General features: G+C 42.6%; 22 protein-coding genes. 10 read left to right on the top strand and 12 right to left on the bottom strand.

The window, feature by feature from the left end:
* Nucleotides 1-70: 70 nt before the first annotated feature.
* The 6 genes from GPUN_RS10300 to GPUN_RS10275 all read right to left on the bottom strand — a co-directional run bounded on the left by GPUN_RS10300 (nt 71) and on the right by GPUN_RS10275 (nt 8,064).
* The gene (locus tag GPUN_RS10300) at nt 71-1,336 is read right to left on the bottom strand and encodes a M14 family metallopeptidase (RefSeq protein ID WP_006006395.1); all 1,266 of its coding nucleotides are present in this window, start codon (nt 1,334-1,336) and stop codon (nt 71-73) included.
* Nucleotides 1,337-1,343: 7 nt separating this feature from the next.
* Nucleotides 1,344-2,186, bottom strand: coding sequence for an SGNH/GDSL hydrolase family protein (locus GPUN_RS10295; RefSeq protein WP_006006393.1), 843 nt, complete (start codon nt 2,184-2,186; stop codon nt 1,344-1,346).
* 14 nt (nt 2,187-2,200) lie between these two features.
* Nucleotides 2,201-3,682 carry an SLC13 family permease gene (locus GPUN_RS10290; RefSeq protein WP_006006391.1) on the bottom strand — a complete coding sequence of 494 codons (1,482 nt, stop codon included), beginning with the start codon at nt 3,680-3,682 and terminating at the stop codon, nt 2,201-2,203.
* A gap of 101 nt (nt 3,683-3,783) precedes the next feature.
* A complete protein-coding gene (locus GPUN_RS10285) occupies nt 3,784-6,786 on the bottom strand; it encodes a TonB-dependent receptor domain-containing protein (protein ID WP_006006389.1) in 3,003 nt (1,000 codons plus the stop codon).
* A 151-nt stretch (nt 6,787-6,937) separates the two neighbouring features.
* On the bottom strand, nt 6,938-7,408 hold the full coding sequence (locus tag GPUN_RS10280; protein WP_006006387.1) for a hypothetical protein: 471 nt from the start codon (nt 7,406-7,408) through the stop codon (nt 6,938-6,940).
* Entirely contained in the window at nt 7,405-8,064 is a 660-nt protein-coding gene (locus tag GPUN_RS10275; protein WP_439644182.1) for a sigma-70 family RNA polymerase sigma factor, read from the bottom strand. The genes GPUN_RS10280 and GPUN_RS10275 overlap by 4 nt, the downstream gene beginning before the upstream one ends.
* A gap of 555 nt (nt 8,065-8,619) precedes the next feature.
* Here GPUN_RS10275 and GPUN_RS10270 point away from each other — a divergent pair.
* Nucleotides 8,620-11,415, top strand: coding sequence for a TonB-dependent receptor plug domain-containing protein (locus tag GPUN_RS10270; protein ID WP_006006380.1), 2,796 nt, complete (start codon nt 8,620-8,622; stop codon nt 11,413-11,415).
* A gap of 216 nt (nt 11,416-11,631) precedes the next feature.
* Nucleotides 11,632-12,078, top strand: a complete 447-nt coding sequence (locus GPUN_RS10265; protein ID WP_006006377.1) for a DUF1499 domain-containing protein — start codon at nt 11,632-11,634, stop codon at nt 12,076-12,078.
* Between the two features lie 67 nt (nt 12,079-12,145).
* Here GPUN_RS10265 and GPUN_RS10260 read toward each other — a convergent pair whose 3' ends face one another.
* Nucleotides 12,146-12,844: a type 1 glutamine amidotransferase domain-containing protein gene (locus GPUN_RS10260; protein ID WP_040520943.1), complete on the bottom strand. Its 699-nt coding sequence runs from the start codon at nt 12,842-12,844 to the stop codon at nt 12,146-12,148.
* Nucleotides 12,845-12,965: 121 nt separating this feature from the next.
* Here GPUN_RS10260 and GPUN_RS10255 point away from each other — a divergent pair, with 121 nt between their 5' ends.
* Both GPUN_RS10255 and GPUN_RS10250 read left to right on the top strand, forming a co-directional pair.
* Complete coding sequence (locus GPUN_RS10255; protein WP_006006373.1) at nt 12,966-13,898, top strand: LysR family transcriptional regulator; 933 nt, start codon at nt 12,966-12,968, stop codon at nt 13,896-13,898.
* 454 nt (nt 13,899-14,352) lie between these two features.
* Complete coding sequence (locus GPUN_RS10250; RefSeq protein WP_006006372.1) at nt 14,353-14,886, top strand: YehS family protein; 534 nt, start codon at nt 14,353-14,355, stop codon at nt 14,884-14,886.
* Nucleotides 14,887-14,909: 23 nt separating this feature from the next.
* On the opposite strand, the gene GPUN_RS10245 is transcribed toward GPUN_RS10250, so the two are convergent.
* The 3 genes from GPUN_RS10245 to GPUN_RS10235 form a co-directional block, all read right to left on the bottom strand.
* Complete coding sequence (locus tag GPUN_RS10245; RefSeq protein ID WP_006006370.1) at nt 14,910-15,422, bottom strand: GNAT family N-acetyltransferase; 513 nt, start codon at nt 15,420-15,422, stop codon at nt 14,910-14,912.
* A complete protein-coding gene (locus tag GPUN_RS10240) occupies nt 15,409-18,291 on the bottom strand; it encodes a M16 family metallopeptidase (protein ID WP_158309273.1) in 2,883 nt (960 codons plus the stop codon). The genes GPUN_RS10245 and GPUN_RS10240 overlap by 14 nt, the downstream gene beginning before the upstream one ends.
* Before the next feature lie 286 nt (nt 18,292-18,577).
* Nucleotides 18,578-18,964: an MAPEG family protein gene (locus GPUN_RS10235; protein ID WP_006006366.1), complete on the bottom strand. Its 387-nt coding sequence runs from the start codon at nt 18,962-18,964 to the stop codon at nt 18,578-18,580.
* A gap of 119 nt (nt 18,965-19,083) precedes the next feature.
* Here GPUN_RS10235 and GPUN_RS10230 point away from each other — a divergent pair, with 119 nt between their 5' ends.
* Entirely contained in the window at nt 19,084-19,755 is a 672-nt protein-coding gene (locus GPUN_RS10230) for a response regulator transcription factor (protein ID WP_006006365.1), read from the top strand.
* A 42-nt stretch (nt 19,756-19,797) separates the two neighbouring features.
* A complete protein-coding gene (locus tag GPUN_RS10225) occupies nt 19,798-21,186 on the top strand; it encodes a HAMP domain-containing sensor histidine kinase (protein ID WP_040520942.1) in 1,389 nt (462 codons plus the stop codon).
* On the opposite strand, the gene GPUN_RS10220 is transcribed toward GPUN_RS10225, so the two are convergent.
* Nucleotides 21,167-21,727, bottom strand: a complete 561-nt coding sequence (locus GPUN_RS10220; RefSeq protein WP_006006363.1) for a DUF3833 domain-containing protein — start codon at nt 21,725-21,727, stop codon at nt 21,167-21,169. The genes GPUN_RS10225 and GPUN_RS10220 overlap by 20 nt on opposite strands.
* 10 nt (nt 21,728-21,737) lie before the next feature.
* Nucleotides 21,738-22,238, bottom strand: a complete 501-nt coding sequence (locus GPUN_RS10215) for a chalcone isomerase family protein (RefSeq protein ID WP_006006362.1) — start codon at nt 22,236-22,238, stop codon at nt 21,738-21,740.
* Between the two features lie 244 nt (nt 22,239-22,482).
* On the opposite strand from GPUN_RS10215, the gene GPUN_RS10210 reads away from it, so the two are divergent.
* The 4 genes from GPUN_RS10210 to GPUN_RS10195 all read left to right on the top strand — a co-directional run.
* Nucleotides 22,483-23,466: a 1-aminocyclopropane-1-carboxylate deaminase/D-cysteine desulfhydrase gene (locus GPUN_RS10210; protein ID WP_006006361.1), complete on the top strand. Its 984-nt coding sequence runs from the start codon at nt 22,483-22,485 to the stop codon at nt 23,464-23,466.
* Between the two features lie 105 nt (nt 23,467-23,571).
* Complete coding sequence (locus GPUN_RS10205; protein WP_006006360.1) at nt 23,572-23,988, top strand: hypothetical protein; 417 nt, start codon at nt 23,572-23,574, stop codon at nt 23,986-23,988.
* A 105-nt stretch (nt 23,989-24,093) separates the two neighbouring features.
* Nucleotides 24,094-25,290: a saccharopine dehydrogenase family protein gene (locus tag GPUN_RS10200; RefSeq protein ID WP_006006359.1), complete on the top strand. Its 1,197-nt coding sequence runs from the start codon at nt 24,094-24,096 to the stop codon at nt 25,288-25,290.
* Nucleotides 25,287-25,956, top strand: a 670-nt coding sequence (locus GPUN_RS10195) for a carboxynorspermidine decarboxylase (protein WP_040520941.1), incomplete at its 3' end; no start/stop codon positions are given. The genes GPUN_RS10200 and GPUN_RS10195, both read left to right, overlap by 4 nt.

Below are 25,956 nucleotides of genomic sequence, written 5' to 3'. Positions count from 1 at the left end.
TGTAATCTACGTAGTTTTTAAATAGTCGAACCAACTAATGTGAACAACTGAAATACCCTTAAAGCTCCCTTCACTTCGAAGGGTTGTCATTTACAATAGGCTCCACTAACAAGGGTGTAAATATAAAACTTTCCGGTTCTGTGTCCAACATTTTTTGCATAAGTGTTTTTGCGGCTTCTTGGGCAACATGACGGATCAATTGGCGATCGGTATTATCACCCATTTCATAAGTGATAGAGTGGATTTTGTATTCATCTGCAAGAAACTGTTTAAACACACCGCGACCAGGGCTCGTGCCTGGACTCGGGCGTACAACAAAAGACGACAGTGTGGCGTTTTTAAGGCGCTTTAACCAGTCTTTTGAAAAGTCTTGTGGCGCTACTGCGTAGTCAGACCCCATGGTATAAAAAACATCTTGTTGGGTGGAGTGAAAGTCGAGTGCAAAAACAAGCCTTTGCTGCTCAATCAAGGTTAAATCAAGCCAATATTTGACCTGCTGTGTTTCGATTTGCGTAAACTTGCCCCAGTCTCGATTTAAATCAGAACCTAGAGTGTTATGTCGCCAGTTGCCGTGGGCAACCCCATCGGGATTCAAGTTAGGCACGATCATGACATTAAAGCGGGCTAAAAATTCGCGGTTGAGGTCATGCTCTATAGATAGTTGTTCAACAAAAGAAATAAGTGCCAAAGCGCCTGTTATTTCGGGTGGATGTTGGCGCCCAATAATTAAAAACCATTCATTATTTTCAGGTTTTGAATGCACCAGCGCGTCTATATTTCTGCCTTGGGTAGATGAACCCAATTTGCTTAGTGAAAACGGCGAGTTTTCTGCAATACTGTTCATCCACTGCGCATAAAAAGCGTTGTCAACTATCTCTTGAGCGGCAATATAAATAGCCTCTTGTCCAAGCGTCAACTTAATGTGAATGTTGCTATCGATTATTTCAAAAGGCATAGGCTGCCAATGTTTGCCATCAATACTCATTTTAGGTGAATAGCGTGCTTTGGCGCCTTCACTTTTTAACACTAAGCGCAGTTCCTGAGTATTTGCTGGTGTTTGGTTAATGACTTTAAATGCATACCAAGGGCTAGGGTTAATAGGGCTATTTTCAGGTTTGCTCAGCAGTTCGTATTGTTTGTTAGAAAATTCATCATCTGCTAGCTGCACGCAAGCGTCTAACTTTCCAGCATCAAAGTTAGCCGCAAAATGGACATCTTTAAATTCGCATGCATAGCTAGAGGCGCTAAACGCTAATAAAAAAGCGCTTAGTAATGCTAAGTGACTTATTCTTTTTTGCACGTTTATTTGTTCAAAACTCGTCTTTACATTATGCATACTGCACCTATTTTTTAGCGTTTTTATAAAATCCTTGCGTCACCAACCAGCTTAGTTTTTGCAATTCAAGTGCAAGGCTTGGGTCAAGCCCCGCCGTAAAAATATTTCCTTGGGGCGACTCCTGATAAAAACTTGCGTACAGCACGCAAGCCATTAAATAGGTGCCAGCGACACTAGGATGCTTTAACTCTTTTTTGTAGCTTAAGCTCGCATGACCCTCTTGATCTTTTGAAATTCCTAACACATCGGGCACGAATAATTCGATATGGGGAAGTTCTTGTTCGGCAAGCCAAAAGGCGAGGCCCACGGGCACAACCAAAACATCGAGTTCATTAGCTATAGATGTATACGCGTTGGCAAGCTGCATACCCATGTCTAATTGTCCTTTATAGCCCCACGTCATTAACAAAATTGGCTGTAAGTCTTTTTCTTTGATTCGTTTAACGGCCTGTTTCAAAGCCTTGGTAAACCGCGCCTGTTTTTTAGCGTCAATAGGCTCATTGCTGTGTCCTTGCAGAACTACCGCCTCCCAAGTGCCTTTAGGTTTTGCTAATAAAAAATCTAAATCGTCCAAATGTTCATAAATATGGCCACCAGACAAGGTCGATAAACGCAGTCGATTCTCACCCGCTCGCCATTTATCACTAGCCCTGACTAAACTGCCCAGATGATTATGCACACCGTTATTATAAAAGCTAAAACTATTGCCCATAAACAATGCTTTTTTTACGTCCTTAGCGGGCGCGATTTTCGCTTGAATTAATGTCGGTTTGACAGTTGATGCAAATCCATGTAATGACCAAATACCAAGCAAAGTTAATATACATAATTTGCCGATTACATTTTTCATATTTGACGCCTTTTTCATGAGAACACCCAAGGCGCTAGCCACACAGAAACGATACTGAGTAAAATCATACCCATAACATTTAAGATAAAGCCCGCTCTAATCATCTGTGGAATATTGAGCACACCTGAGGCAAATACAATGGCGTTGGGCGGGGTTGCAACCGGCAGCATAAATGCGCAGCTTGCAGCTAAGGTAATAGGCACGCATAACAGTAGTGGCGAGACACCCAGTTCCAGCGCTACCGCAGCGACAACCGGCAAAAAAGTAGCTGCGGTGGCAACATTGCTCGTCAATTCAGTTAAAAATATGACCAAGCCTGTAGCAGCAATAACTAAGGCGAAAATACCAAAAGCGTCAAGATAGGTTAAATGTCCGCCTAGCCAAGTTGCTAGTCCTGATGAAGACACCGCTGCCGCCAAGGCTAAACCGCCGCCAAATAAGATGAGAACGCCCCAAGGCAAACGATTCACATCATGCCAAATCATGACTTGAGGTTGCGATTTATCACCACTTGGCAACAAAAAGAGTATCAAGGCTGCTGTCATCACTATGCCCGTATCGCTTAGAAAATCGATACCTAAAAGGGTAGATATGGGGCGTCGTGCCATCCAAAATAAAATCACTAAAGAAAACACAATGGCAACGCGCTTTTCAGCCTTGCTCATTGGCCCAAGCTCGCTACGCAGTTTTGCTAAATGTTGGTTAACTGCAAGGTTAGCCGGAATGTCGATATTAAAGCTCCAGCGCGTTAGCGAAAACCAAGCAAGGGGCAGCATGCACACAGTAACCGGAACGCCTACCAACATCCAGCTAGCGAAAGTAATGTGAATGTTATAGTTTTCAGTTAAAAAAGCAGCCAGCAAGGCATTAGGAGGCGTACCAACAAGTGTTGCTAAACCACCAATAGTGGCGGCATAAGCAAGTCCCAATAGCATGGCAGCCTGAAAAGACTTCGTTTGCTTTGCATCTAGATGCGTGTTGTTGTCGGCAATGACTTTGGCAACTGATAATGCAATAGGCATAAGCATCATAGTGGTAGAGGTATTTGTCATCCACATTGACAGCAGCGCCGCCACAATCATAAAGCCGCCTATTAAGCGTCGTCCGTCGGTACCGGTGTAGCTTAAAATAGCCAGCGCAATACGCTTGTGCAAATCCCAGCGCTCAACCGCTAAAGCCAGAATAAATGCACCTAGGAATAAATAAATGATGGGATTTGCGTAAGAAGATGTCGCGTCTGCCATACTACTGATACCTAAAAAAGGGAAGGTAACAATAGGTAAAAAGGCGGTTACAGGAACGGGCACAGCCTCGGTCGCCCACCAAATGGCCATCCACATTCCCACAGCAGCAACGCGCCAAGCCGTTGGCTCCAAGGTTGTATGGCTGGAGCCTAACAACATCATAATAACAAACACTAAAGGCCCTAAAATAAGCCCTATATCCTGATAACGTGCACGGGTTTGATCCGTAATATCGGGTAAACTATTACTCATAAAAAACAGCCTAATACTTTTAAACAGAAAACTAACTTACAGGCGTTTATGCGCAATAAAACCTGCAAGTTATTGACAACCCATCAGACCTAAAACAAGCCCTAAAAACTAGCCCTAAGGTCTAGGTAATAGCTACGGCCAAAGTCTCTGTGAGCATCAGCAAAAAAACCAAATGAATTATCAGACAGTGGGGCACGCTCGTCGGTCAAATTACGAATACCAAAACGTAAACGCGTGTTTACCTCATTCATATTAAAGCGATAGTCAACGGTCGCATTATAAGTCGTCATGGCTGGAATAACATAGCGGGTACCATCGCTAAGCGTTAATGAGCTTTGGTAAAATTCACCTATTCTATTGCCGCTCAGGCTCGCCCCAAAGTCGTCTTTACGCCATGAAGCTCGCATAGAGTGACGTTGCTCTTGATTACCGTCTCGCCCAATAAGATCATCAAAGCCGGTGATTGGAAAGTTAATTGGAATTACACCATTGTTTTGCGCTTGCACTAATAATGCGGCTTGCCCACCGGCTTGTTGTTCAAATTTATCGATAAATGATCCATTATAGCTAAATTTAAAATCACCAAACTCAGTGTCGACATCGTAGTACAAGGCGACATCAAAGCCCGCAAGATTGCGATCATCAAGGTTAGCGTACTGATCGTTAATAGAGCTCACCTCTCCTGCTGGACATATACCCGCCGCAGCATAAATTGTGGCCGCTTCTGCACTGGCTTCTTGTCTTGGAACTGCCGGGCTAAAGGTGCTACTAGCACAGTTAGTATCGCCATTTTCTAAGCGAAATAATAGGTCAAGCAAGGTGTGATTTTCTTCACCAAATAAACCAATGGTACTTTCCTTTTCAATTGACCAATAATCAACGGTAATGGTTAATTCGTCAGTAGGCGTAAATACCAAGCCTAAAGATGTATTATCCGACTCTTCTGGCACTAAACTTTCACTACCTTGCGCGACACGTTGAGTTGAATATCTGCAGTTAAGTATATCTTGGTTTGGATCTCCCCCATTTTCAGCGGCGAACAAGCACGCATAGTCGGTAATGGTGGCGCTTCTAGTCACGATACTTTCGTTAATTGTAATAAGATTAGGCACGCGATACGCTTGTGACCACGAACCTCTTAGTAATACTGATTCGAGTGGGCGCCAACCAAAGGCAAGTTTACCCACTGCCGTATCGCCAACGTCTGAGAAGTTTTCATACCGAATAGCCGCTTGTACATTTAAATTTTCAAGCACTGGAATTTGAAATTCAGCAAATAAAGAGCTTACGTCTCTATTGCCGCTGCTATCAGGCGTTGGACTTGAGTTCACCACATCCGAGACAAATGGAAAGGTGTCTCCTTCATAGTCGGTAAAGGCAATAGTGCCGTCAAGACGATCATCTCTATCATCCGTAAATGACTCTTCTCGATATTCAAATCCCAGCACAAAACCCACAGGACCAGCCGGTAGTTCAAAAATGTCAGTATGTGCAAATTTAAGGTCAAACGACATGAGATCTGTTTCGTTTTTGCGCACTACGTCAATAAGAGTTCGCTCTATATTTGAATCCACACCACCACTAAAAGGATTATAAGCCGCTGGTGTACTATCAAAAAGCGCTTCTACCATCAGATTGTTAGACACTCGATTACGCGTTAAATCTTCTTTTTTCGCTTTTGAGTAGCTAACTGCAGTTTCCCAATCCCACTCACCAAAAGTGCCTCTAAAACCTTGCAAAAAGCGGAAGGTGTCGCCGTCGTTATCGACAATTCGAGGTAACTCAGCGAAGCGGTAATTATCCATGGTAATAGCTAAGCCACTGCATGGCACGTTTCCGCCTATCACGCTGTCGGGTAAACGATTAGGTGAGCCACAGGGCCCAAATGGGTTGTAATAGTTTTCTGCGCCCACGCGTAATTTAGAGCTGGAGAAGGATGCCGTAGGATGACGGCGTAAATTGGTTTTTGACTGGTACAAACTGAATTCTGTAAAACTTTCAACACCATTATCAAATTCATGATTAATGAACATAAACAAGTTGGCCCGCGTTAATTCTGAACTCAAATCACGATCTGCATTTAAGTTGTAGCGTATAACGCCCTGCCCGTCTGGCGCACCACAGGTTTGGGCATTAATGGCAAACGCACAGCGCTCATCGCCAGCAGGATACACTTCAAATTCGCCCGCGCCGTCAACTATGTCGCTCCCTAATCCAGAGCTAGCGCGACTAGTAAGCAAGTCAAATTGACCAAACAAGCTATTAGCACTGGTGCCCCTAAAAGCAATATCGCCAAACCACGGTGAGTCCTCAGGAATTCTGCTTCTAAAATCGGAGTTAGCCCAGCGTGGATCATCTTGTGAGTTAACACGATCGCGTGCATAGTAATTAGCAAATACGCTTAAATTGGTGCGACCAGCGTTAAAGTCTTTACCCCATTCAACAGTAAGGCTTTGTTCGTCGCGCGGGATATTCTCGTATTCAGACCATCGACCAGAAACAGTAAACCCAACAAAATCAGTTTTCATAACGTGATTAACGACACCAGCAACAGCATCTGCACCATATATAGCAGATGCGCCATCGCGCAGCACTTCAACTCGGCTTAAGCCTTGTACCGGAATTGTGTTCACGTTTGCCGAGTTAACGGGCACAAAGCTACCGCCAACTTGTTCGGTTTGATACGCGGCAGAATTAACCATGCGGCGTCCATTAAGCAGCACAAGGGTGTTACCTGTGCCTAAATTACGTAAGTTATAGGTACCGATATCACCGCGCGCCGCATTAACGCCGCCTGAGATGTTTTCAGCTTCACTAAAGAAATTTTGCCCATTCTCTGGTATGAGCTGTAGTAGATCATCCATTGAATCGATGCCCATCTGGCCAATGATCTCTGCATCAATGACGGTGACAGCTAAGGCTTCGGCCACTTGACCGCCGCGTATATTTGAACCTATAACTTGTATTTTTTCGACATCTTTATCGTTGCTGGCTACTTCTGCTTCTTGCGCAAAAGCAGAAACACAAAGTGCGGACGCAATGGCTACTGACAGTAGCTTAGGTACAAAAAAAGATAGTTTGTTACGTCGTGTGTATGTTTCCATGATTGTTCCAGTTATTTTTTACTAACACTTCATTAACGCGCACCTAACATAAATCCCCTACACAAAGCATAAAATATATTAAAGACCCCCAATAGAGTGGGTTTGGTGTCAGATTGAAAAATTGATAACCCTTTGAAAAAGTAAGCAAGTCCTAAAAAAGCGACTGAATAACGGGAACGAGCAGACCGCAAAGTATGAGTCCAATGGTGAGTGGATATGCCCATGATGGACTTGCTGTTTGCTCACCAAAACTAGCTTCGGTAAATAATGTTTTAGGGGGTATATCCGATTGTGAAGGAAAGGGCAATACCACCGACTTATCAATGATATTCGACATAGATTTAGCGCAGGCACTACGAGCCCATATTTCAGACAATTCAAAATAGGCTTGCTGGTGAGAAGGATCGGCCTGCAGCCAGTCGAAAAAGTGAGTATGTATATCTTCGCCGGCACTAAACAATTGATTAGCGTCCAAGGCCTGATGATTGCGTAAAGTCTGAGCAGCGTCTTCAAATTGCTGGAAGTCTTCATCTTGCGTAGTGTCAAGCATAGCGATCCAAGAAGCGGCTTGCTCTAGCACTTCACTAGATACTTCATACCCCGACCACTGCTCTATATTCAAGATGCCACCTTGGTAATTAAATTGCTGGTTGCCAAATGGTTCTGTTGAGGCTCGGGCATATGCTTGGGCTTGGGCTTGGGCTTGGGCTCAAGCATATGTTTGCGGCACAACAACAGTCCTTTAGTAAGATGGTTTTCAACTGTCTTTGTGGAAATACCTAGCATATTAGCAATCTCCTGATGTGACTTTCCAAGCAGTTTGCGTTGAATAAATACTTGTCTGCAAATGGGAGGAAGGCGATTTATTGCAGCAATTAATTGTATATTTTCGTACTCGAGTATCGCTTGTTCTTCTGCATTATGGTTGTTGGGATTTTGAGAAACAGTGGCTTGAACGTGAAGCATTAGCTGCGAATCTGCGTATCTACCTTCTACTTTTTTATGGCGTAATATACTTAATGCCAAATTCTTAGCAATAATTGTTAACATTGACCTTAAGCCCCGCAGTAAATCTATATAGTTATGATGGCTTGGCTTTTCTTTTATCAAAAGGTAGAGTTTCAGATATGCTTCTTGCGCTACTTCTTCAGCTTCCTCCTTAGGAATCAGTTTGCTTAAAAACCCAAGTAGACTTGCTTTGGATTCATGCATAAATATCGACAAGGCGGTATTAAGCAATTCATCATTATTTTTACTGTGATGGTTATACAATGTCACTCGCCTTTTGAAATAAGTGTAGTTAGTTCACTTTGCTTTGCTTTGCTTTGCTTTGCTTATTAATTATTTTTTATATAAGTAACATTGATCAATTTATTTTACAAATATTTTACATCGCCAGCTTGATTTAGGCGAGTGTTCAAGAAGTAATTAAGCATGCAGGTTTTATCAGCAGCATGTGTTAACGCATTAAAAAGACAGATCTGAAAGGTGATATACGTGCTTCTTACTCAATTTTTTTAGGGGATAACGCACTTACGTGCTGAATTCGTAACCACTTTTTCCCCGCTGAGCTCTCAAGCAACACCCTCGTCATATCGTTACAACCATAAAAATGTTTCATGCTTAGGCGTTAATTAGACATATTGTCTACTTCTGTTTGCTGTTTTGTGTAGCGTTAAGCGTCGAATTTTTGTACATATAATATAAAATATTTGTTTATTTAGTAGGGGGTTTTTCGTGCCTACGCGTTAGTTAATATGAGAATTGATTTTAAACAACACACTGCTAGTAACTTAACGCTGATAAAACTATAACGAAAAAGGTAAAGTCAAAATGAAAAGATACGACTACTTTAAAAATCACAAAAAGCTAATTATTGCCACATCTATTGCAACGGCTTTGGGCACTCTCTCCGCCCACACACAAGCACAAGACGAGACAGAACTGGACGATCTTCAAAAAATTGAAAGAATAATTGTTTTAGGCTCTAACATTCGTAAAATTGACACCGAAAGCGCCGCACCAGTTCAATATATTGATAGAGACAGCATTGAGCTGAGCAGTATCGGTTCAATCTCAGACCTCGTTCTCAACATACCAGCAAATGCTGGATCTGTAATAAATCCTGTTAGTGGTGAAAATATTGGTTCCTCAAATTTTAACATCCGCAACCTAGGCGCAGGCTCAACACTTGTTTTAATCAATGGCCGCCGAGCAGGCAAGAGCCCATTGAGTGATAATTTAGGTAATCAATTTTACGATTTGAATCAGTTACCCTTGTCTATGGTAAAAAGCGTTGATATACAAACAGACGGCGCTTCGGCCATCTATGGCTCTGAGGCTGTTGCGGGTGTAGTCAATATAGTGACACGCAAAGGATTTGAGGGTCTAGAAATCAGTGCCCGCTATGAGGATGCAAGTAATCAAACAGAAACTATTAATTTTGCGCTTGGCAGTAATGGTGAACGTGGTTCTTTTGGTTTATACGCCACGGCTTACAATGGCAGTATTAACTACCGCGATGATTTCGATTTCATTGTGGAGCGTTCTGGGGGGGTATTACTATCAAGCAGCGGCTCACCTGATGAATATCGCACCTTAGACTCACTTACGGGTGAGTTTGGAAGTACTAAAGTCATTGACCCTTACTGTGAAGAAGCCGGGCAGGTTGTTCAAGGAAATAATTGTAGATATAACTTTTTTGACCATACCAGCCCCGTCCCAAAGAATAATCGTTTATCGATTTTTGCAGAATTTGACTATGATTTAGGTCAGGTATTAGGTTTTGAAGAGGTAAAGGCATTTGGCGAAGTAAGTTACGCACAAAATACTGCTACCCGCGCCTTCGGCCCTCAAATGAACGGCAACGGCGAATACGGCGGTCGCTTTTTAATTCCGAGTAGCCATCCTTTCAATTTTTTTGTAGAAAATGCAGATGGTCTACAATATATTGACCCAACCACAGCAAGCGGTTCTCAATTCTGGGAACAAAATCCCAATGCGGCGGCTAATTTAACAACCAGTGGTAACTTCAGACCAATAGGTGCAGCAATTGCAGGCAAAAACGGAAATGGAAATGATTATATTAACAACTCTGACCGCCATTTGATTGGTATTGATGCATTCACCGGAAACTGGAGTGTTTCAGCTTGGTATCAAAAATATGAGCACGAGAATAGGTTTATAGCAGAGGGTGATAGCATCGCTAGCGGCTTGCAATCTGGTTTAATGGACGGCACGCTCAATCCATTTGGTATCGCATATGCTTTACCAGACTTTATTTCTCCTAAAGATGGTACTAGCATCGCAGCTCATGATCTGGATAGCTACAACAATAACATTGGTTACATCACTACTAATATTCGCACAAGCTCACAACAAACCGTTGATTTTGTAATGAGCAACAGTGAAGTTTTTGAGCTGGACGCTGGCTATGTAGGTGTTGCTTTTGGTTTTCAAAATCGCCAAGAAACATTTACTTTCACGCCTGATAGAATAACAAGTGCGGGTTTAGGAAGTGTTGCATCGTCAAGATCGCTGTCCGTTAATGGCGAGACAGATGTTGATTCAGTGTTTGTTGAAGTCGCAATACCAGCCCTGGAAAATTTAGATTTACAGCTTGCCTTACGCTATGAGGACCATGGAAAAGAAATCGGCACTACTACCGATCCCAAAGTTGCTGCATTATACAAGCTAACAGAAGATATCTTACTGCGCGCATCATACGGTTCATCATTTCAAGCACCAACGGCAATTCAAGCAGGAGGAATAACAAGCAATACCGGTGTTGATTTTCTTACAGCAAATGGACGAGTTACTTGCAACGCTCAAAATGCAGAACAAGGCGACTTTATTGCAGATACTTCGGCTAAAGTCCTTGGCAACTTAAACCCACAGTCAGCTGACAACATCAACTTAGGGATAGTGTGGCAAGCCTCGAATAAAAGTAGCGTGTCGGTAGATTACTGGCAATACGATTACAAGGGTCTTATTGTAAATGCTCAATCGCCGCAAGCCGTATTAGATAGCGATTGCGACGATGGGATATTGAATGACCCTAATATCACCAGAGCTTCTGACGGGGTTCCTCTATTTATTAATACTTCCTTAGAAAATGCCGATAGTGCAAAAACTGATGGTATTGATGCTAAATTTAAATATGGCTTTGACAGCAATATGGGTGCATTTGATTTTAATGTCACAGTATCTTATGTTATGTCGTTTGAAGCGGTTCTAAGCGGGGTTACTATCGACGTAGCAGGAAGACGCAACGCCAACACAAACTCTTTTGGAGCGATGCCAGAACTGACGGGGAATGCTAGTGGGAGGTGGACAAAAGATAACCACCAAGCAACGCTTACTTTTCGTTATACAGATTCTTATTTACAAGATGATGCAGCGCGAAACAACGATCTTTTAGGGCAAAACATAGATAGCTTTACGACTCTAGATTTTCAATACCGGTATGATGCCTCACAGATAATCGGAATTGGAAGTTGGATAATGCTCGGGGCTAATAATCTCACCGATGAAAACCCACCACGATATGGTGCTCGTCCATTTTTTGATGAGGAAGCGCACTCCATCCGTGGCAGAGTCCTTTATGCAGAAATTGGTGTAACATTTTAATACGGATTTAATAAACAGTCTATTCCCGAGGTGAAGATCATGCTATGCCGCCAAAATTTCGATAGCAGAGTTTACTTCGGGGCTATTTATTGTATATTCTGGCGAAGGTGAATACCTATTCTGCGCTAAATAATAGTTTTGGATTCTGCAAATTCACCAGCGAAGAAAAAGAGTTCTCCGAGGCACACAAGTATCCTCAATTATTAAGGAAAATCAATGCGTCAAAAAGTATTAGCCGTCCTATTATTTACCACTTTCTTGGCAGGATGCGCAGGCAGTGCACCTAGATTAGGCATCACAAATGGCGAGTTGAGCCCATGCCCCATCACACCCAACTGTGTAAACACGCAAGCAAGCACTGATGTCGACTCTATACAACCAATCTTGTTCACCGGAACACAGGCTGAGGCAAAAGAGCGACTCTTAACCGTTCTTAAGCAAATGAAGCGAACCCAAATCACACAAGAGCGTGAAGATTACATTCGAGCCGAAACTATCTCTGCAATTTTCCGATTTGTCGACGATGTTGAGTTTTATTTCCCCTCACGAGAGAGTGGAAAAATCATCATACACGCACGCTCTGCTTCACGCCTTGGCATTTCAGATGTTGGCGTAAACAAAAAACGAATAGAAAGCATTAGAGAACAATTCAACGCAAATTGATAACGCTAATTAAAGTACTTAACATACGCTCAAGTCGTATGCTAAGTAACACTGTGAGGTGAATAGTTTATGCTATGGCTGCTAAGAGCTTTTCAGCGGCCAGTTCTGAACTTGCCGGATTTTGGCCAGTTATCAATAAGCCGTCTTGAACAGCAAACACACTCCAATCTTCACCTTTATGATAGTTACCACCACGCTTAATTAACTCATCTTCTAATAAGAAAGGCACAATGTTAGTCAACTGAACGGCCTCTTCTTCACTGTTCGTAAAACCTGTGACGGTTTTGCCCTTAACAGAGTACTGACCTGAAGTATCTTTAATATTCAAGAAAGCAGCGCTTGCATGACATACCGCAGCGACTGGCTTATTGGCCGCTAAGAAGCCTTCGATTAAGGCAATAGATAGCGCATTATCCGTTAAATCCCACATTGGTCCGTGCCCGCCTGGATAGAAAACGGCGTCGTAATCTGCCGCCTTAACATCGCTTAATGTAGCGGTGTTGGCAATTAGGGCTTGCACGTTGGTGTCAGCATCGTAGCGTTTGGTTGCCGGGGTTTGAAAGTCTGCTTGTTCACTTTTTGGATCAATCGGTGGCTTGCCGCCTAGTGGAGACACTATGCTCACTTCTACGCCTGCATCGATAAACGCATAATAAGGTGCTGCAAATTCTTCCACCCAAAAACCAGTTTTTTCACCACTATCGCCTAGCTCGGCATGAGAGGTTAACACCATTAAAATGTGTTTAGTTTTTGCTTGTGTATTCATTATTTTTCTCGCATCTGCTTTTAAAGTCAAGGCAGTCTATGTCTTTTTATAATTTCTAACAATATGTAGAAAATAAACAACATTGTTTTAATTATTGATACAATGTTTGTTATGATGCATTATGAATGTACATTTCGAACAACTCAAAAGCATGATGGTCTTTGCTCAGATCGTTGAGCAAGGCAATCTTACTGCGGCCGCTCAACATATTGGTTTGTCTAGAGCCGTGGTTAGCTATCACCTCAAAAAGCTAGAGTCTCAGCTTGAGGTGAAGTTACTTAATCGCTCTACCCGATCAATTTCATTGACACAGGCCGGCACTGAGTATTATCAGTCTTGTCGAATGATTGCCGAACACGCCATCATGGCCAATCAGCAAATTGAAAATCTCAAAAGTGAACCCCAAGGCTTATTGAAGATTACCTGCCCGGTTAACGTTGGCCTGAATATGGTGGTGCCTGCACTCAATAATTTTCGCAGCCTATATCCCAAAATACAGCTTGATGTAACCTTAACCGACGAAGTACTCAATATTATGCAAGAAGGAATTGATCTTGCTATTCGCGGCGCTCCCCTACCCGATTCAGGCTTACAAGCACTCAAGCTTTCTAAACTGTCGACCTGCTTATGCGGCTCTGCTGACTATTTTAAGAAACGAGGCCGGCCGACCCAGCCAGCTGATTTACACGAGCATGAATGGGTAGTGTATAAGCTCAGCTCTAACACCCTTGAACTACGTAAAGGCATCCTTTCATATACCATTGAAATGAAAGGCGGCATTACCACCAACAACGCTGCTGCACGCACGGCCTTTATTGAAGGCGGGCATGGTTTGGGCAGGATCCCGGTATATGACGCTTGGCCCAAAATTCAAGCGGGTACCTTAGAGTCGGTACTAGATGATTATCAGCTAAACGACATCGATATATATGGCGTTTTTCCTCCAGGTAGCGCTGCCTCTAAGAAACTTCGGTTGTTAATCGATTACTTGAAAGAATATTTCATAAAGATTGATCGCCAAACTCGCAAAACTATGTCTAATAGACGATCTTAGCCTGCTACGTCGTATGCAATTAGCGTAACGCAGTGAACGTCTAATGAACAAAAAATCGGGCATTTAAGTAATTCAAATTTTCGGGTAACAAAATGCTCTATTTACCATTACTCAGAAAACGATGCGACTCGATGGTAATCGCTAGACCGTCAGTGTCTTTTAACATCTCTGGTAGGAAGGACTGATCAATTTTAATTAAGTACACTGCAGGTTCATGTCGCCCAAGATGGCTTAGAAATTGAAGCCTTAATTGCGCTGCCAAAATTTGGTAAGGCTCCACATCTTACAGTAATAAATCCGCATGGCGGACCTGGCACAAAAGACCGAGACGGTTTTGCTCCTTGGGTGTATTACAGATTCAATTTAGCGGCGCTGCCTTTTCATGCCAGTGCCGCTATGCCTACGCGCATTCATGCTATATAATTACGTAACTTAATTTTACAAAAGACTTTACATGTCCTCTACCGAACTTCCAAAAGCAGCAGACTACAACGCCTTTTTCAACAGTGTTTTACGCCGTCTTAGATTTGCCTTGTCCTTAGACGATAACGCCACTATTAGCATATTCAAGCTTGTTGATTACAAGATGGAAGAAGAATATTTGCACGGCATGATGAAAAAAGAAGAAGAAACAGGTTTTATACCTTGTCGCGATAAAGTGTTAGCGCTGTTTTTAGATGGCCTTATTATTAAAAGACGCGGTAAGCAAGACAACCCAAATGCGAAACCAATAAAAGTACTTAGCGGCAGCGACAGGCTTTCAAACAATGACATTTTGCGTAAAATCAGAATTGCCATGAGCTACCGCGAGGAAGACATGATGGCTATTTTACGCCTAGCTGAATTTAATGTGGGTAAAAGCGAGTTAACGGCTTTGTTTAGAAATACTGATCATAGAAGCTACCGCCCCTGCCAAGACCAAATGCTTCGTAATTTCTTGCAAGGCATGGTAATTAAATACAGACCCGATGCGAAAAACAAAAAATAAGGCGCTTTGTTAGGCGCGCCAATCTACCGCTTTATTATTTTTCCGTACCCTACGTACTTCATGGCCACGTTGCATCTTTCGTAGCTCTGGCCGTAGGTTTGCATAATTTCTGTGCTGTGTACAAAGCCATTTTTTTCGTACAGGTGAATAGCGGCTTCACACTTTGCATTGGTTAGCAAAAATAGCGTTTTTACTTTCATGCTCAAGGCTTGATCAATGACGTGATGCAGTAGCTTTTCACCTACTTTCAAACCGCGCACTGGTGACAAGACCCCCATTTTGGTAAGCTCAAAGACACCTTCGCCTTTACTGATAAATGCACAAGTGCCTACTACTTTGTGCTTAGGATGCTGCGCAAACCATATTTTTCCACCCTTATCAATAATGTAGTGCTGGGGCTCGTTGAGCACCTTTTTGTCGATCTCTTCAAGCACAAACATGTCGTCTATCCACTGTTTGTTTATTGCGCCAAAATGATGAGCCAAGGCTGGTGTATAGTCGATGAAGGTGATTATATCTTTGCTACTTTTCTGCATGCGTCTTTACCTTGGCATCACTAGCGTTAGCCTCATCAACCTCAACAACATCGGCCACAACAGCATCAAACTCAGCATTATTAAGCTCATCAAGCTCCGAGCCGCTAGGCTGTGGCTTTAACGTGGCATATAAACGATTGTCCGTCACCAAATATTGCTTTGCAGCCTCTTTTACCGCCGCTAAGGTAACACTGTCAACCAAGGCCTTATAATCATCTATTGGCAGAGGCATGAAGGGCGTATAGTGATTCAGCATGTAGTTTAACCAAAACCCGTTTTCTTTTAGATTTTTTTCACGACTGGTTTTTGCCTGTGTTTTGAAGTTGTCTATTGCCTGTTCATCAATATTACCATCAACAAAGCTTGCAAATATGGCGTTTACTTCTTCATAAAGTTCATCCACTCGCTGCGGATCACAGGTAAAGCTCACGTTTATACTATAGTTTTCATAAGGCCAGCGACTCAATCTGGCGCGCACGCTCACCGAATAAACCCCAGCTAAGTCCTCGCGTAAACGAAGCCTTAAGTCTTTTTCTAAAGCAGCGTTAAGGGCAGACATTGTCATTTGATTCTGATACGTCCACACTGCATCACCAAACAAACTCATAATTACCGTGGCTTTGTCTTCAGTGCCTTTTTCCATATGAATTTGATAGTCACCGCGAAGGGCGTAGTCAGGCAGTTTGTTGCGCGGATCTTTGACGCTAGTGGTGGGTAAGCTCGCTACGTAAGTCGACAAATAAGCATCCATGTCATCTAAGTTAATATCGCCTACAAAAATGAAGGTGAAGTCACTGGAGTTTGCAAATCGCTGTTTGTAGACAGTGTAAATGGTGTCTAAATTTTGCTGGTCGAGCATGCCCACATCAAACTCAACGTTGCGCGGATTATCCGACTGTGTTTTAGACTGTATTGCCGCATAAAACTGTGCACTAGAGCTGTTGTACTTATTTTCTAGCTGAGGTCTGTATGTTTCTTTCAACCATTCAAAGCGCTCAAGATCTTTAACCGGCGCTGTAAAGCGCAAATAAATGCTTTGCATCATGTACATTAAGTCTTCTTTATTGCTGCCTCCGCGCATACTTTCACTATAAGTACTAATGTTCGGGTTGACTGAAAAACGTTTTTCACGCGAAAACTGGGCAAGCTGCTCCGTGTTTAATTCACCTAAGCCCATAAAATCAAGGCTGTTCATAAGCCCAAACGAGCGTAAGTAGGTTTCGTCATCTACAAGGGCATATCCGCCGTCACTGATGGCGGCAAACTGTATTGCGTTTTCTTTAAAGGGAGTGGGTTTTAGGATGATCTTTATGCCATTTGATAATACCCATTCATGCGCATCCCACTTTTCAATACGTCTTTTAGACAGCACGCTGCCAGCCTTAGGCAGCTCGCGCATAAGCACAGACACCTGCTCTTTATCGGCTAAAACCTGAGTAGGGACGCTTTGCACCTGCTGCCAAATTTGCGCTAATTCATCTTCATTAGGCAGTTCACTTAACATATTGGTAGGCGCAGTTAAAAATACCACAGCATTTTGATGGGCGGCCCACTCAATCATTTGCGCCTGCAAATCAGCCAAGATAATTTCATCTATAAACACTTTAGATAAGACATAGTCTTGCGCTAAGCTAGTAATGGGGCCTTCGTTTAAGAAGTACTCCACGTATCCGCCTAAATATGCCGAGTGGCTTAGGGTGTTTTGGCTCTCAAGAGCACTTTCAAACCATTCCAAATACAATCTTTTTTCGGTCGCAAGCTCTTGCTCGCTTATGCCATGGTCAACTACGCGCTTTACTTCCGTTAGCAAGCGCGTAAATGCCGCCTTGGTTTGCTCAGGTTCAACACTGGCTCTAAAGAAAAATTCTTCCGACGTTGGTATTGTTTGATTGGAGCCTATAAGCGCACCTGTAAAGGGACTGCTTGTGTCAAGCGCCAAGTCACTTAAACGCTTGCTTAACACCCCATTCAACAAATTTTTAATCACCTGTTGTTTATACTGTGTTTGCGTAGTAAACGCAGCGAATGGCTTCGTGTTTCGCCACGAACTCGAGAGCGTTATGCCGCTAAGCTCCTCATCTGTAAACACATTAAATACCGCAGAGTCATAAACGTCCAAGTATTGTGCGGGCACAACAACGGGCGTCTTTGGCCGCTTAATATCCCCAAAGTACTTTTCAATTAAACCTTGAATTACTGCCGCATCAAAATCACCCACCGCCACAACCGACATTAGGTCGGGCCGGTACCACGTATTATAAAAGCGAATAAGGTCTTCATGCTTACCAAAGGTAATTATTTCCTGCGTGCCAATAGGTAGACGACTCGCATAATTAGTGCCTGCAAACATAACCGGCCACTGCTGTTTAGCGATACGCTCGCCTACCCCTTTACGCGAGCGCCATTCTTCAAGCACAACCCCGCGCTCTTGGTCTATGGCAGTAGGGTCAAAGGTAACTTTGTGCGCCCAATTTTCGAGTATATGTATCGCCTTTTCAATAAGCTCAGGATTATCGGTGGGTACTCGCAGCTTATAAATGGTGTTATCAAAGCTGGTGCTAGCGTTTAAATGAGCGCCAAAGCGCATACCAATAGACTCTACAAATTCAATAATTTCTTGTTCTTGGAAGTCTTGCGTGCCGTTAAACGCCATATGCTCAGCAAAGTGCGCAAACCCCTGCTGACTATCATCTTCAAATATAGAACCAGTTTTTACGACTAGCCTTAACTCAGCGAAATTTTCCGGTTTTGCATTTTCACGAATAAGGTAATTAAGACCATTGCCAAGGGTTCCCTTTACTATATTTTCATCAACGGGCAAAACATTAGAAAGTTGCTGCACAGCCCTTATGCTTGTGTCACTTGCCACTGGCACACTTGCTGTGGTGACGTTTTTAGCCGATTCACACGCAAAAAGAAAAGCACAAAGGCAGAAAATCAGCAGCAATTTGGCACTTAAAAATCGTGTTTTGCTGACATAAAGGCCGTTGTAAGCATGACTGTTTAGCACGCATTTATCATTGGAAAAGCTCAGTAGCATCTATAAAGGCCTATTTTAATGTGGACGCACATAATATGTTATTTTCACTTTTTTGAGAATGAAAAAGCAGAAGACCTTATTCACATCAGATAAACAAAGTGTAAACCAACACACGCTAGCTCAGCAGCAACCAGTAATGAGGAACAAGGGTTGCCATTGACAGCGCCCACGCTAAGCTGCGCAAAATATGTAAATTAGCACAATAAAGCGCAATATAAACAAGCCGAAGCACGACAAAGGCAACACACCATGCCCCAGTATTCGCATTTTGAGCATCTAGTGCTAATACCAACAAAATTGTTGGTGCAAAATAAGCAATGGCTTCATAGCAGTTTTGGTGCGCCGCAAGTGCTCTAGCCCCTAAGCCCTCTAGGTTAGCCTGCTGCTGACGTGGATGCATATTGTCGTATTTACCTTGCCTTGACATAGCAAAAGCCAAGGGCACTTTTGCAACCATGGGCATGAATATTACCGCTGCAACACATATAATAATGATAAACACTTGATCTCCTTATTTTTACTGACTAATCTAGCTACACAAAATGCACCGTAGCTATATGAAGCATGCACACTACAGTAATTTAACCTGAAAAAGGATACTATCTTGATTGAGTTTTACCAATGAATATATTATTAGTAGAAGACGAACCCACCGTAGCAAGATTGATCCAAAAAGGACTAAGTGAGAGTGGTCATAGCTGTGAACATGCAGACAACGGTAAAGATGGCTTGAGTTTCGCTACGTCAAAACAATATGACGTTATTATTTTGGATCGCATGCTGCCACACATGGACGGAATAGAGGTTCTTAATAGCTATAGGAGCCAAGGTGTAATAACACCAACGCTTATATTGAGCGCAAAAAATAAGGTTGAAGATAAAGTAAAAGGCCTGCGCGCGGGCGCTGAAGACTATTTAACTAAGCCCTTCGCCTTTGAAGAACTATTAGCCCGTATCGAAATTTTGGCTTCTCGCAATGCACCCTTAAGTAATACTAATTTAACCTTAGGTGAACTTGACCTAGATTTGATTAACCGCAAGGTAACGCGTGAAGGCAAAGTAATAGACTTGCAGTCAAAAGAGTTCAAACTGCTAGAATATTTGATGCACAATCCTGGTAAAATTGTCACACGTACCATGCTGCTTGAAAAAGTATGGGAGTACAATTTTGACCCGCAAACCAATGTCATTGACGTACATATTAGTAGGCTACGCAATAAAATAGACAAGGGCTTCGATTATCCTATGATTGAAACTATTCGCGGCGCTGGTTACATGATTAACAACCGTTAATTAGCTAGCCTTTCAAAATGCCCATTAAACAGGAAAGACACCGTGCGAGCCATCTCCGACTATACGAAAAGCTCCAGTTTTGTGGTCAGCGTTTTCTTCATTATTTTGTTAATGGCGGGCGTAGGCTTTAACACTTACACGCTAACCGTGGCCAGCGATGACTTATTAGTACGCGAAACCCAAGCTGCGATTCAAGCCGACTTAGGAGGCTTTCGAAGCCTCTACAACGGCTCAGGCCGTCAAGCTGTAGAACAGGCTATTGACGAACGTATTAGTAATAAAGCCAACGATTTTTTATACTATTTTAAAGATAAAAATAGCACCTACCTAGCCGGTAATTTAGCCCAATGGCCAAGTGAAAACATAGCCCTTTTTAGCAATGGCGTACTCGACATTCAAGTGTCTTTAGGGCAAAAGTACAGCCAACAAGGTAACCCTGCTATGGCCCAAAAAGAGCGAGCCATGGCAATGGTTATTGAATTTACGAATGGCGATAGCCTGTTAGTTGCCCGCAGTTTACAAGACATTGAGTTTGCAGTTGCGCTCGCGCAAACCTCGTCTTGGGTTCTGATAGTCATCGTTTTTGTAATCGCTATCACCAGCTTAGGGGTGTCTTATTATGTGGTAAGTCGAATCAATAATATAGCCGATACCGCCGGAGATATAATCACCACCGGCAATTTAAGTGATCGTTTGTATATTGAGTCGCAGTGGGACGACTTAAGTAAGCTTGCTCTAGTGCTTAATCAACTGCTCGATAAAATAGAGTCGTCGGTAAAGGCCATTACATCAGTTTCAGATAACATTGCACACGATCTGCGCACGCCATTAACCCGTTTGAAAGGACACATAGAAGATTTAAAAGACAGTAAAGAACGCGCTGAACTTATTGAGGAATGCGATAATCTGCACGGCATTTTCAACTCACTTTTACGTATTAGTGATATAGAAAACAGCAACAAAATATCGGGCTTTTCAAACATAATGTTAGACGAAATTTTGGGTGACGCAGTTGATTTATATTCTCCATTGGTGGAAGCAAAAAATATCACCCTGACCTTTGAAACTGACATTATTTTGCTATTTGTAGGCGATAAAGATTTATTATTCCAGTCTTTTGCTAACGTATTAGACAACGCCATTAAATTTACACCAGAAAATGGTCAGATTGCCGTTGAACTTAAACAGCAAGACGTTGCCGTAGTATTTAGTGTAGACGACTCTGGACTTGGCGTAAGTGAAGAAAACATTGTGAACTTAACCCAGCGCTTTTACCGAGAGGACGACAGCCGCACCACTAATGGAAATGGCTTAGGACTTGCACTAGTGAGCGCGATTGTGTCACTTCACGGCGGTAAAATATGGTTCGAAAATTCGCACATTCCACCGCAAAGTGGATTGCGCTGCGCGTTTAGTCTTGTTTCTGCATAAATATGGTGACCTCGGCCATAACAATCCCAAATTTTTTGATATACGACCTGTTCATCATATTGTTGCCATCCATCGCCCAAAACCAATCGTCGAAATTAACGCCGTAAGTGGTGCCGTCAACGTCTAGGTCCATCTCGTAGGCAAAATTAAAGGCGTTGCCATAGGCAATACCTTTGGCTTCTCCTACTATGTCGCCTGCATTGCCTATATAAGTACCATTTGCATTTTTGGTAATGGTCCAAATTCGCTTTGTTGGTCCAGCGCCCATGCCGTAGGTAAAGGTTTCATCTAAGATTAACGCGCCATCTTGGATACTTCCGTCAATGTCAACAACAAAACGCTGCACAATCTCGCCAGAGCGATTTTGGACAATTCCCCATGCCGTTACCTTGCCGTCAAAAAATGCTTCTAATTCAAACTTTGGCTCTTGCGATGTGTAGTTTTCGCCGTCTATTGATATAGAGCAGCCCGCAAATAAGAAAACAGTAGCGACTGCCGTAAATAATTTATACAAGGGACGGATGTATGAAGACTGTTTCATTGTTACCTCTTTATTTTACTAGACCTAGGAGCTGTCGTCTCATCTCGGGCTCAGATGTTTCTTCAGACAGCCATATATCAAAAAACCATATGCTAAATTCTTTGTCATGAACTTTGCCCAGCGGCGTCTCGTTAAGGTAGAAATGGCTAACATTTTCGGCATCTACCACACCGGTTATCATCTCACCTTCTTTGACGTTTGGGAAAATGTCCTGCATTTCTTGATACCATTTTGCCAATTTTACCTCATCATTCATACCTAAATCACGCATTTCGTCAACTGACCTGCTGGCTATTTCTTTGCCTTTGAAATCGCGCAAATACTTAAGCTCCAGCGCAAAAGGTTTATTTTCCTCAAAGGTTCCCTGAGGTGCGATAAGGGACGCATCGTATATATCCCAAAAAATGACTTTTAAGCGAGCCTTTCCTACTAACGCTGGCGCATCAAAATGCGCTTGTAAAGCAACAGGCGATACTTGTGCGCCTGCGTTAAAAGATAAAAAATTTAACATAAAGAGGACCGCCATGGCCCTTTTGATAATTGAAGGTAGCATTAATATTTTGCCTAAGATAAAAACAGATAATATGTAAAACGTATATCATTTAGCTTTAGATTATTAAGTTTGTGTAATCAACACTGTAAGCGGTGCATTATGCATGTTTACCTTGTTAATATGTTATTTTCTAATTTATGTATACGTCTTGTAATCAAAATATAGTCAGTATAAGCGCTGACAGATTTATTAAAGAGCGAAAATGGATTTAAACATACGCTTGCCTTCGCCGGTTGAAGATATAGCAGGACCCTTTATTATCGATGAAAGAAATGCCGATAAAACATCACTTTCAAGCAAAATTTCAGTACTCGTTAAGCGAGATGACTTAATCCATCCTATTATGTCTGGTAATAAATGGCGCAAGCTAAGCGCGGCACTTACCACTATTAGCCAACAGCAATATCAGCATGTTGCCAGCTTTGGTGGCGCTTACTCTAATCATTTACATGCACTAGGGTATGCCTGTGCAGCATTAAATATAAATTTTACAGCAGTAGTAAGAGGCGACTATAGCAAGCGGCTTACTCCTACCTTACAAGACCTGCAGCGGTGGGGTACGCACTTACACTTTGTGTCAAAAATTGAATATAAAAATAAAACAAGCGCGCAGTATTGCCAATTGTTACGCCAGCAATTAAACGCAGATTATCTAATTCCTGAAGGCGGCTCACATGCAAAAAGCATCGTTGGTGTTGGCGCAATAATGACGGAATTAGAAACTCAGGCTCCTGATATTACTCATATTATACTGCCCGTAGCAAGTGCAGGAACCTTAGCAGGCTTAGTCTTAAATGAGACGCTACCTCACGTTAAAATTATCGGCGTTGGTGTATTAAACGGAGAAGGTTATTTAGAAGATTTAGTAAACGGTCTGCTTGCCTCATCAACCCCTAGCTATCAGCGAAAAGAGTGGAAAATATTGCACGACTATCATCACGGAGGATATGCCAAGACAAGTGCATCTTTAAGACAATATGTGAGTGAATTCAATCAGTTTTACGCAGATCAAAACAGACTTAGACCACTTGCCATCGAGCCTATTTATTCGGGTAAGTGCTTTTATGCCTTAAACGCCTTGCTAAGCGCTGATTATTTCCCATCTAATAGTAAAGTTCTTATTTTACACACAGGCGGTTTGCAGGGTGCTCGGTCTTTGCCAGCCAACAAAAATAGTTCCACTTAATAGTGCATTCATTTCTGCACTAAAACACCCTGAAAAAAGAAAACTGAACTTTTAACACAAGGTTGGCGTTAACTATTGCATGGTCAATCAATTAGGCAATTCGGAATGAAAGAGCGCTTTATTTTACAGCAGCACTTACCCTTAGCGCACATGATTAGCAGTGCTTTAGACTTTTGCGAGTCCATGTTATTGCGCAGCGATATGCTCTATCCGTTTGCGCTAATTTGTGCCAATAATGAAATACACAGTATATTTGCAAATGACGAGGGCCAACTCGCTCACGGCGCAATGATTGAATCACTCCAAGCACAAATTCAAGCGCATAAAAATATTGAACCGCGCTATGCAAGTGTGCTGGTTTACGCGGCTGACATCAAGCAGTCAAGCATACCTGATACAGACGCACTAATACTAACAATCACCGACTCCCAAGGCCATAACACCATTACACTGTATCCATTCACACGCGTTAAAAGCGGTATAAAAATAAGCCAGCCCTGTACCTGTGACTTTCCAGACTAAATCGACACTTGTCAGCGTGTCCATCACCTCGTATTATCCGGCAAAAATTGATAGTATCTACATTATTATACTATCAAAACGTTACTGTTTTTAAGGAATTCTAATATGTCAAAAGTATTAATTATTGGCGCGGGCGGCGTGGCCTCTGTGACAGTCAAAAAATGTGCTCGTTTACCAGAGCTGTTTGACGAAATTTATTTAGCTAGCAGGACTATTTCGAAATGCGAAGCACTCCAAAAAGAAGTCGGCATTGACCGTGTTAAAGCGGTGTTTGCAGTTGATGCAGACAGCGCCGCGCAAGTCACTGCGCTTATTCAAAAAGTGCAGCCCGACTTAGTCGTTAACTTAGCTTTACCTTACCAAGACTTGCCCATTATGGACGCCTGCCTAGCCACTAAAACTGACTATTTAGACACCGCCAACTATGAACCCAAAGACGTCGCTAAGTTTGAATACTCATGGCAATGGGCTTATCAGGACCGCTTCAAAGAAGCTGGCATCATGGCCTTACTTGGCAGTGGCTTTGACCCGGGCGTTACAAATGTATATACCGCCTATGCTGCGAAACATTATTTTGATGAAATACATTATTTAGATATTGTTGATTGTAACGGTGGCGATCACGGCCAAGCCTTTGCAACCAACTTCAATCCTGAAATCAATATTCGTGAGATTACGCAAGTAGGCAAATATTTTGAGAATGGAGAATGGAAAGAAACGCCACCTTTGAGTGTGCGCGAAGATCTCGATTATCAAAACATTGGTGTAAGAGCGTCGTATTTAATGTTTCATGAAGAACTAGAGTCTATTGTGAAGCATTTTCCTAGCCTAAAGCGCGCGCGTTTTTGGATGACCTTTGGCGACGCATACCTGAATCATTTAAAAGTGCTCGAAGGTATTGGCATGACCAGCATTACGCCTATCGATTTTCAGGGTCAGCAAATTGTGCCTTTAGAGTTTTTAAAAGCGGTGCTGCCAAACCCAGGCTCATTAGCACAAGGTTACACCGGCCAAACCTGCATTGGTACCTACGTTACGGGTATTAAGGACGGGCAAGAAAAGACCATCTTTATTTATAACAACTGCAGTCACAGCGCATGCTATGAAGAAGTCGGTGCGCAAGCTGTATCCTACACTACAGGCGTTCCTGCCATGATTGGTGCAGCCTTAATGTTAAATAAAACGTGGCATAAACCAGGCGTATGGAACATGGAACAATTTGATCCAGACCCCTTTATGGACATGCTGAATGAACACGGTCTAGCCTGGCATGTTATAAAATGTGAGAGCCCATTTAAATGAACCGACACTCTTTGTTTGTAGATAAGAATATCCCCAGCCCCTGTTTTGTGTGTGAAGAGGACAAACTGCGCGCCAATTTGGTACTTATGCAAGACGTACAGCAGCGCGCCGGCGTAGACATTATTCTTGCACTTAAAGGGTTTTCAATGTGGTCAACTTTCAGCATTGTTAGTGAGTACTTACAAGGCGCCACCGCAAGCTCAGTTTGGGAAGCTAAGCTGGCCAAATATGAAATGGGGAAAGAGGTTCACGCCTATTCACCGGCTTATAAACCGCAAGATATGGACGAACTCATAGGCTTATGCGAACACATTTCATTTAATAGCATAAGCCAGTGGCAACAGTATAAAGACCAGCTATTGGCAAGCAGTGTATCGCCTGGTCTGCGTATAAACCCTGAAAACCAAGAAGCTAACACACCTTTATACGATCCTTGTGCCCCAGGTTCGCGCTTAGGCATTTTGGCAGAGCAGTTAAATGGCGTCGACATAAGTGGCATTGAAGGTTTTCATGTGCATAACTTGTGCGAGTCTGACTCTTTCGCCACCCAGCGTACGCTTGAAGCGATTGAAGATAAATTTGGGCAATATTTGCCCACTTTAAAATGGTTTAATTTAGGCGGTGGACACCTTATGACCGGCGCTAATTATGACCTTGAACACTTAA

This window comes from Glaciecola punicea ACAM 611, assembly GCF_000252165.1.
Taxonomy (GTDB): Bacteria; Pseudomonadota; Gammaproteobacteria; order Enterobacterales; family Alteromonadaceae; genus Glaciecola; species Glaciecola punicea.
This window is presented reverse-complemented; position numbering and strand designations above follow the sequence as displayed.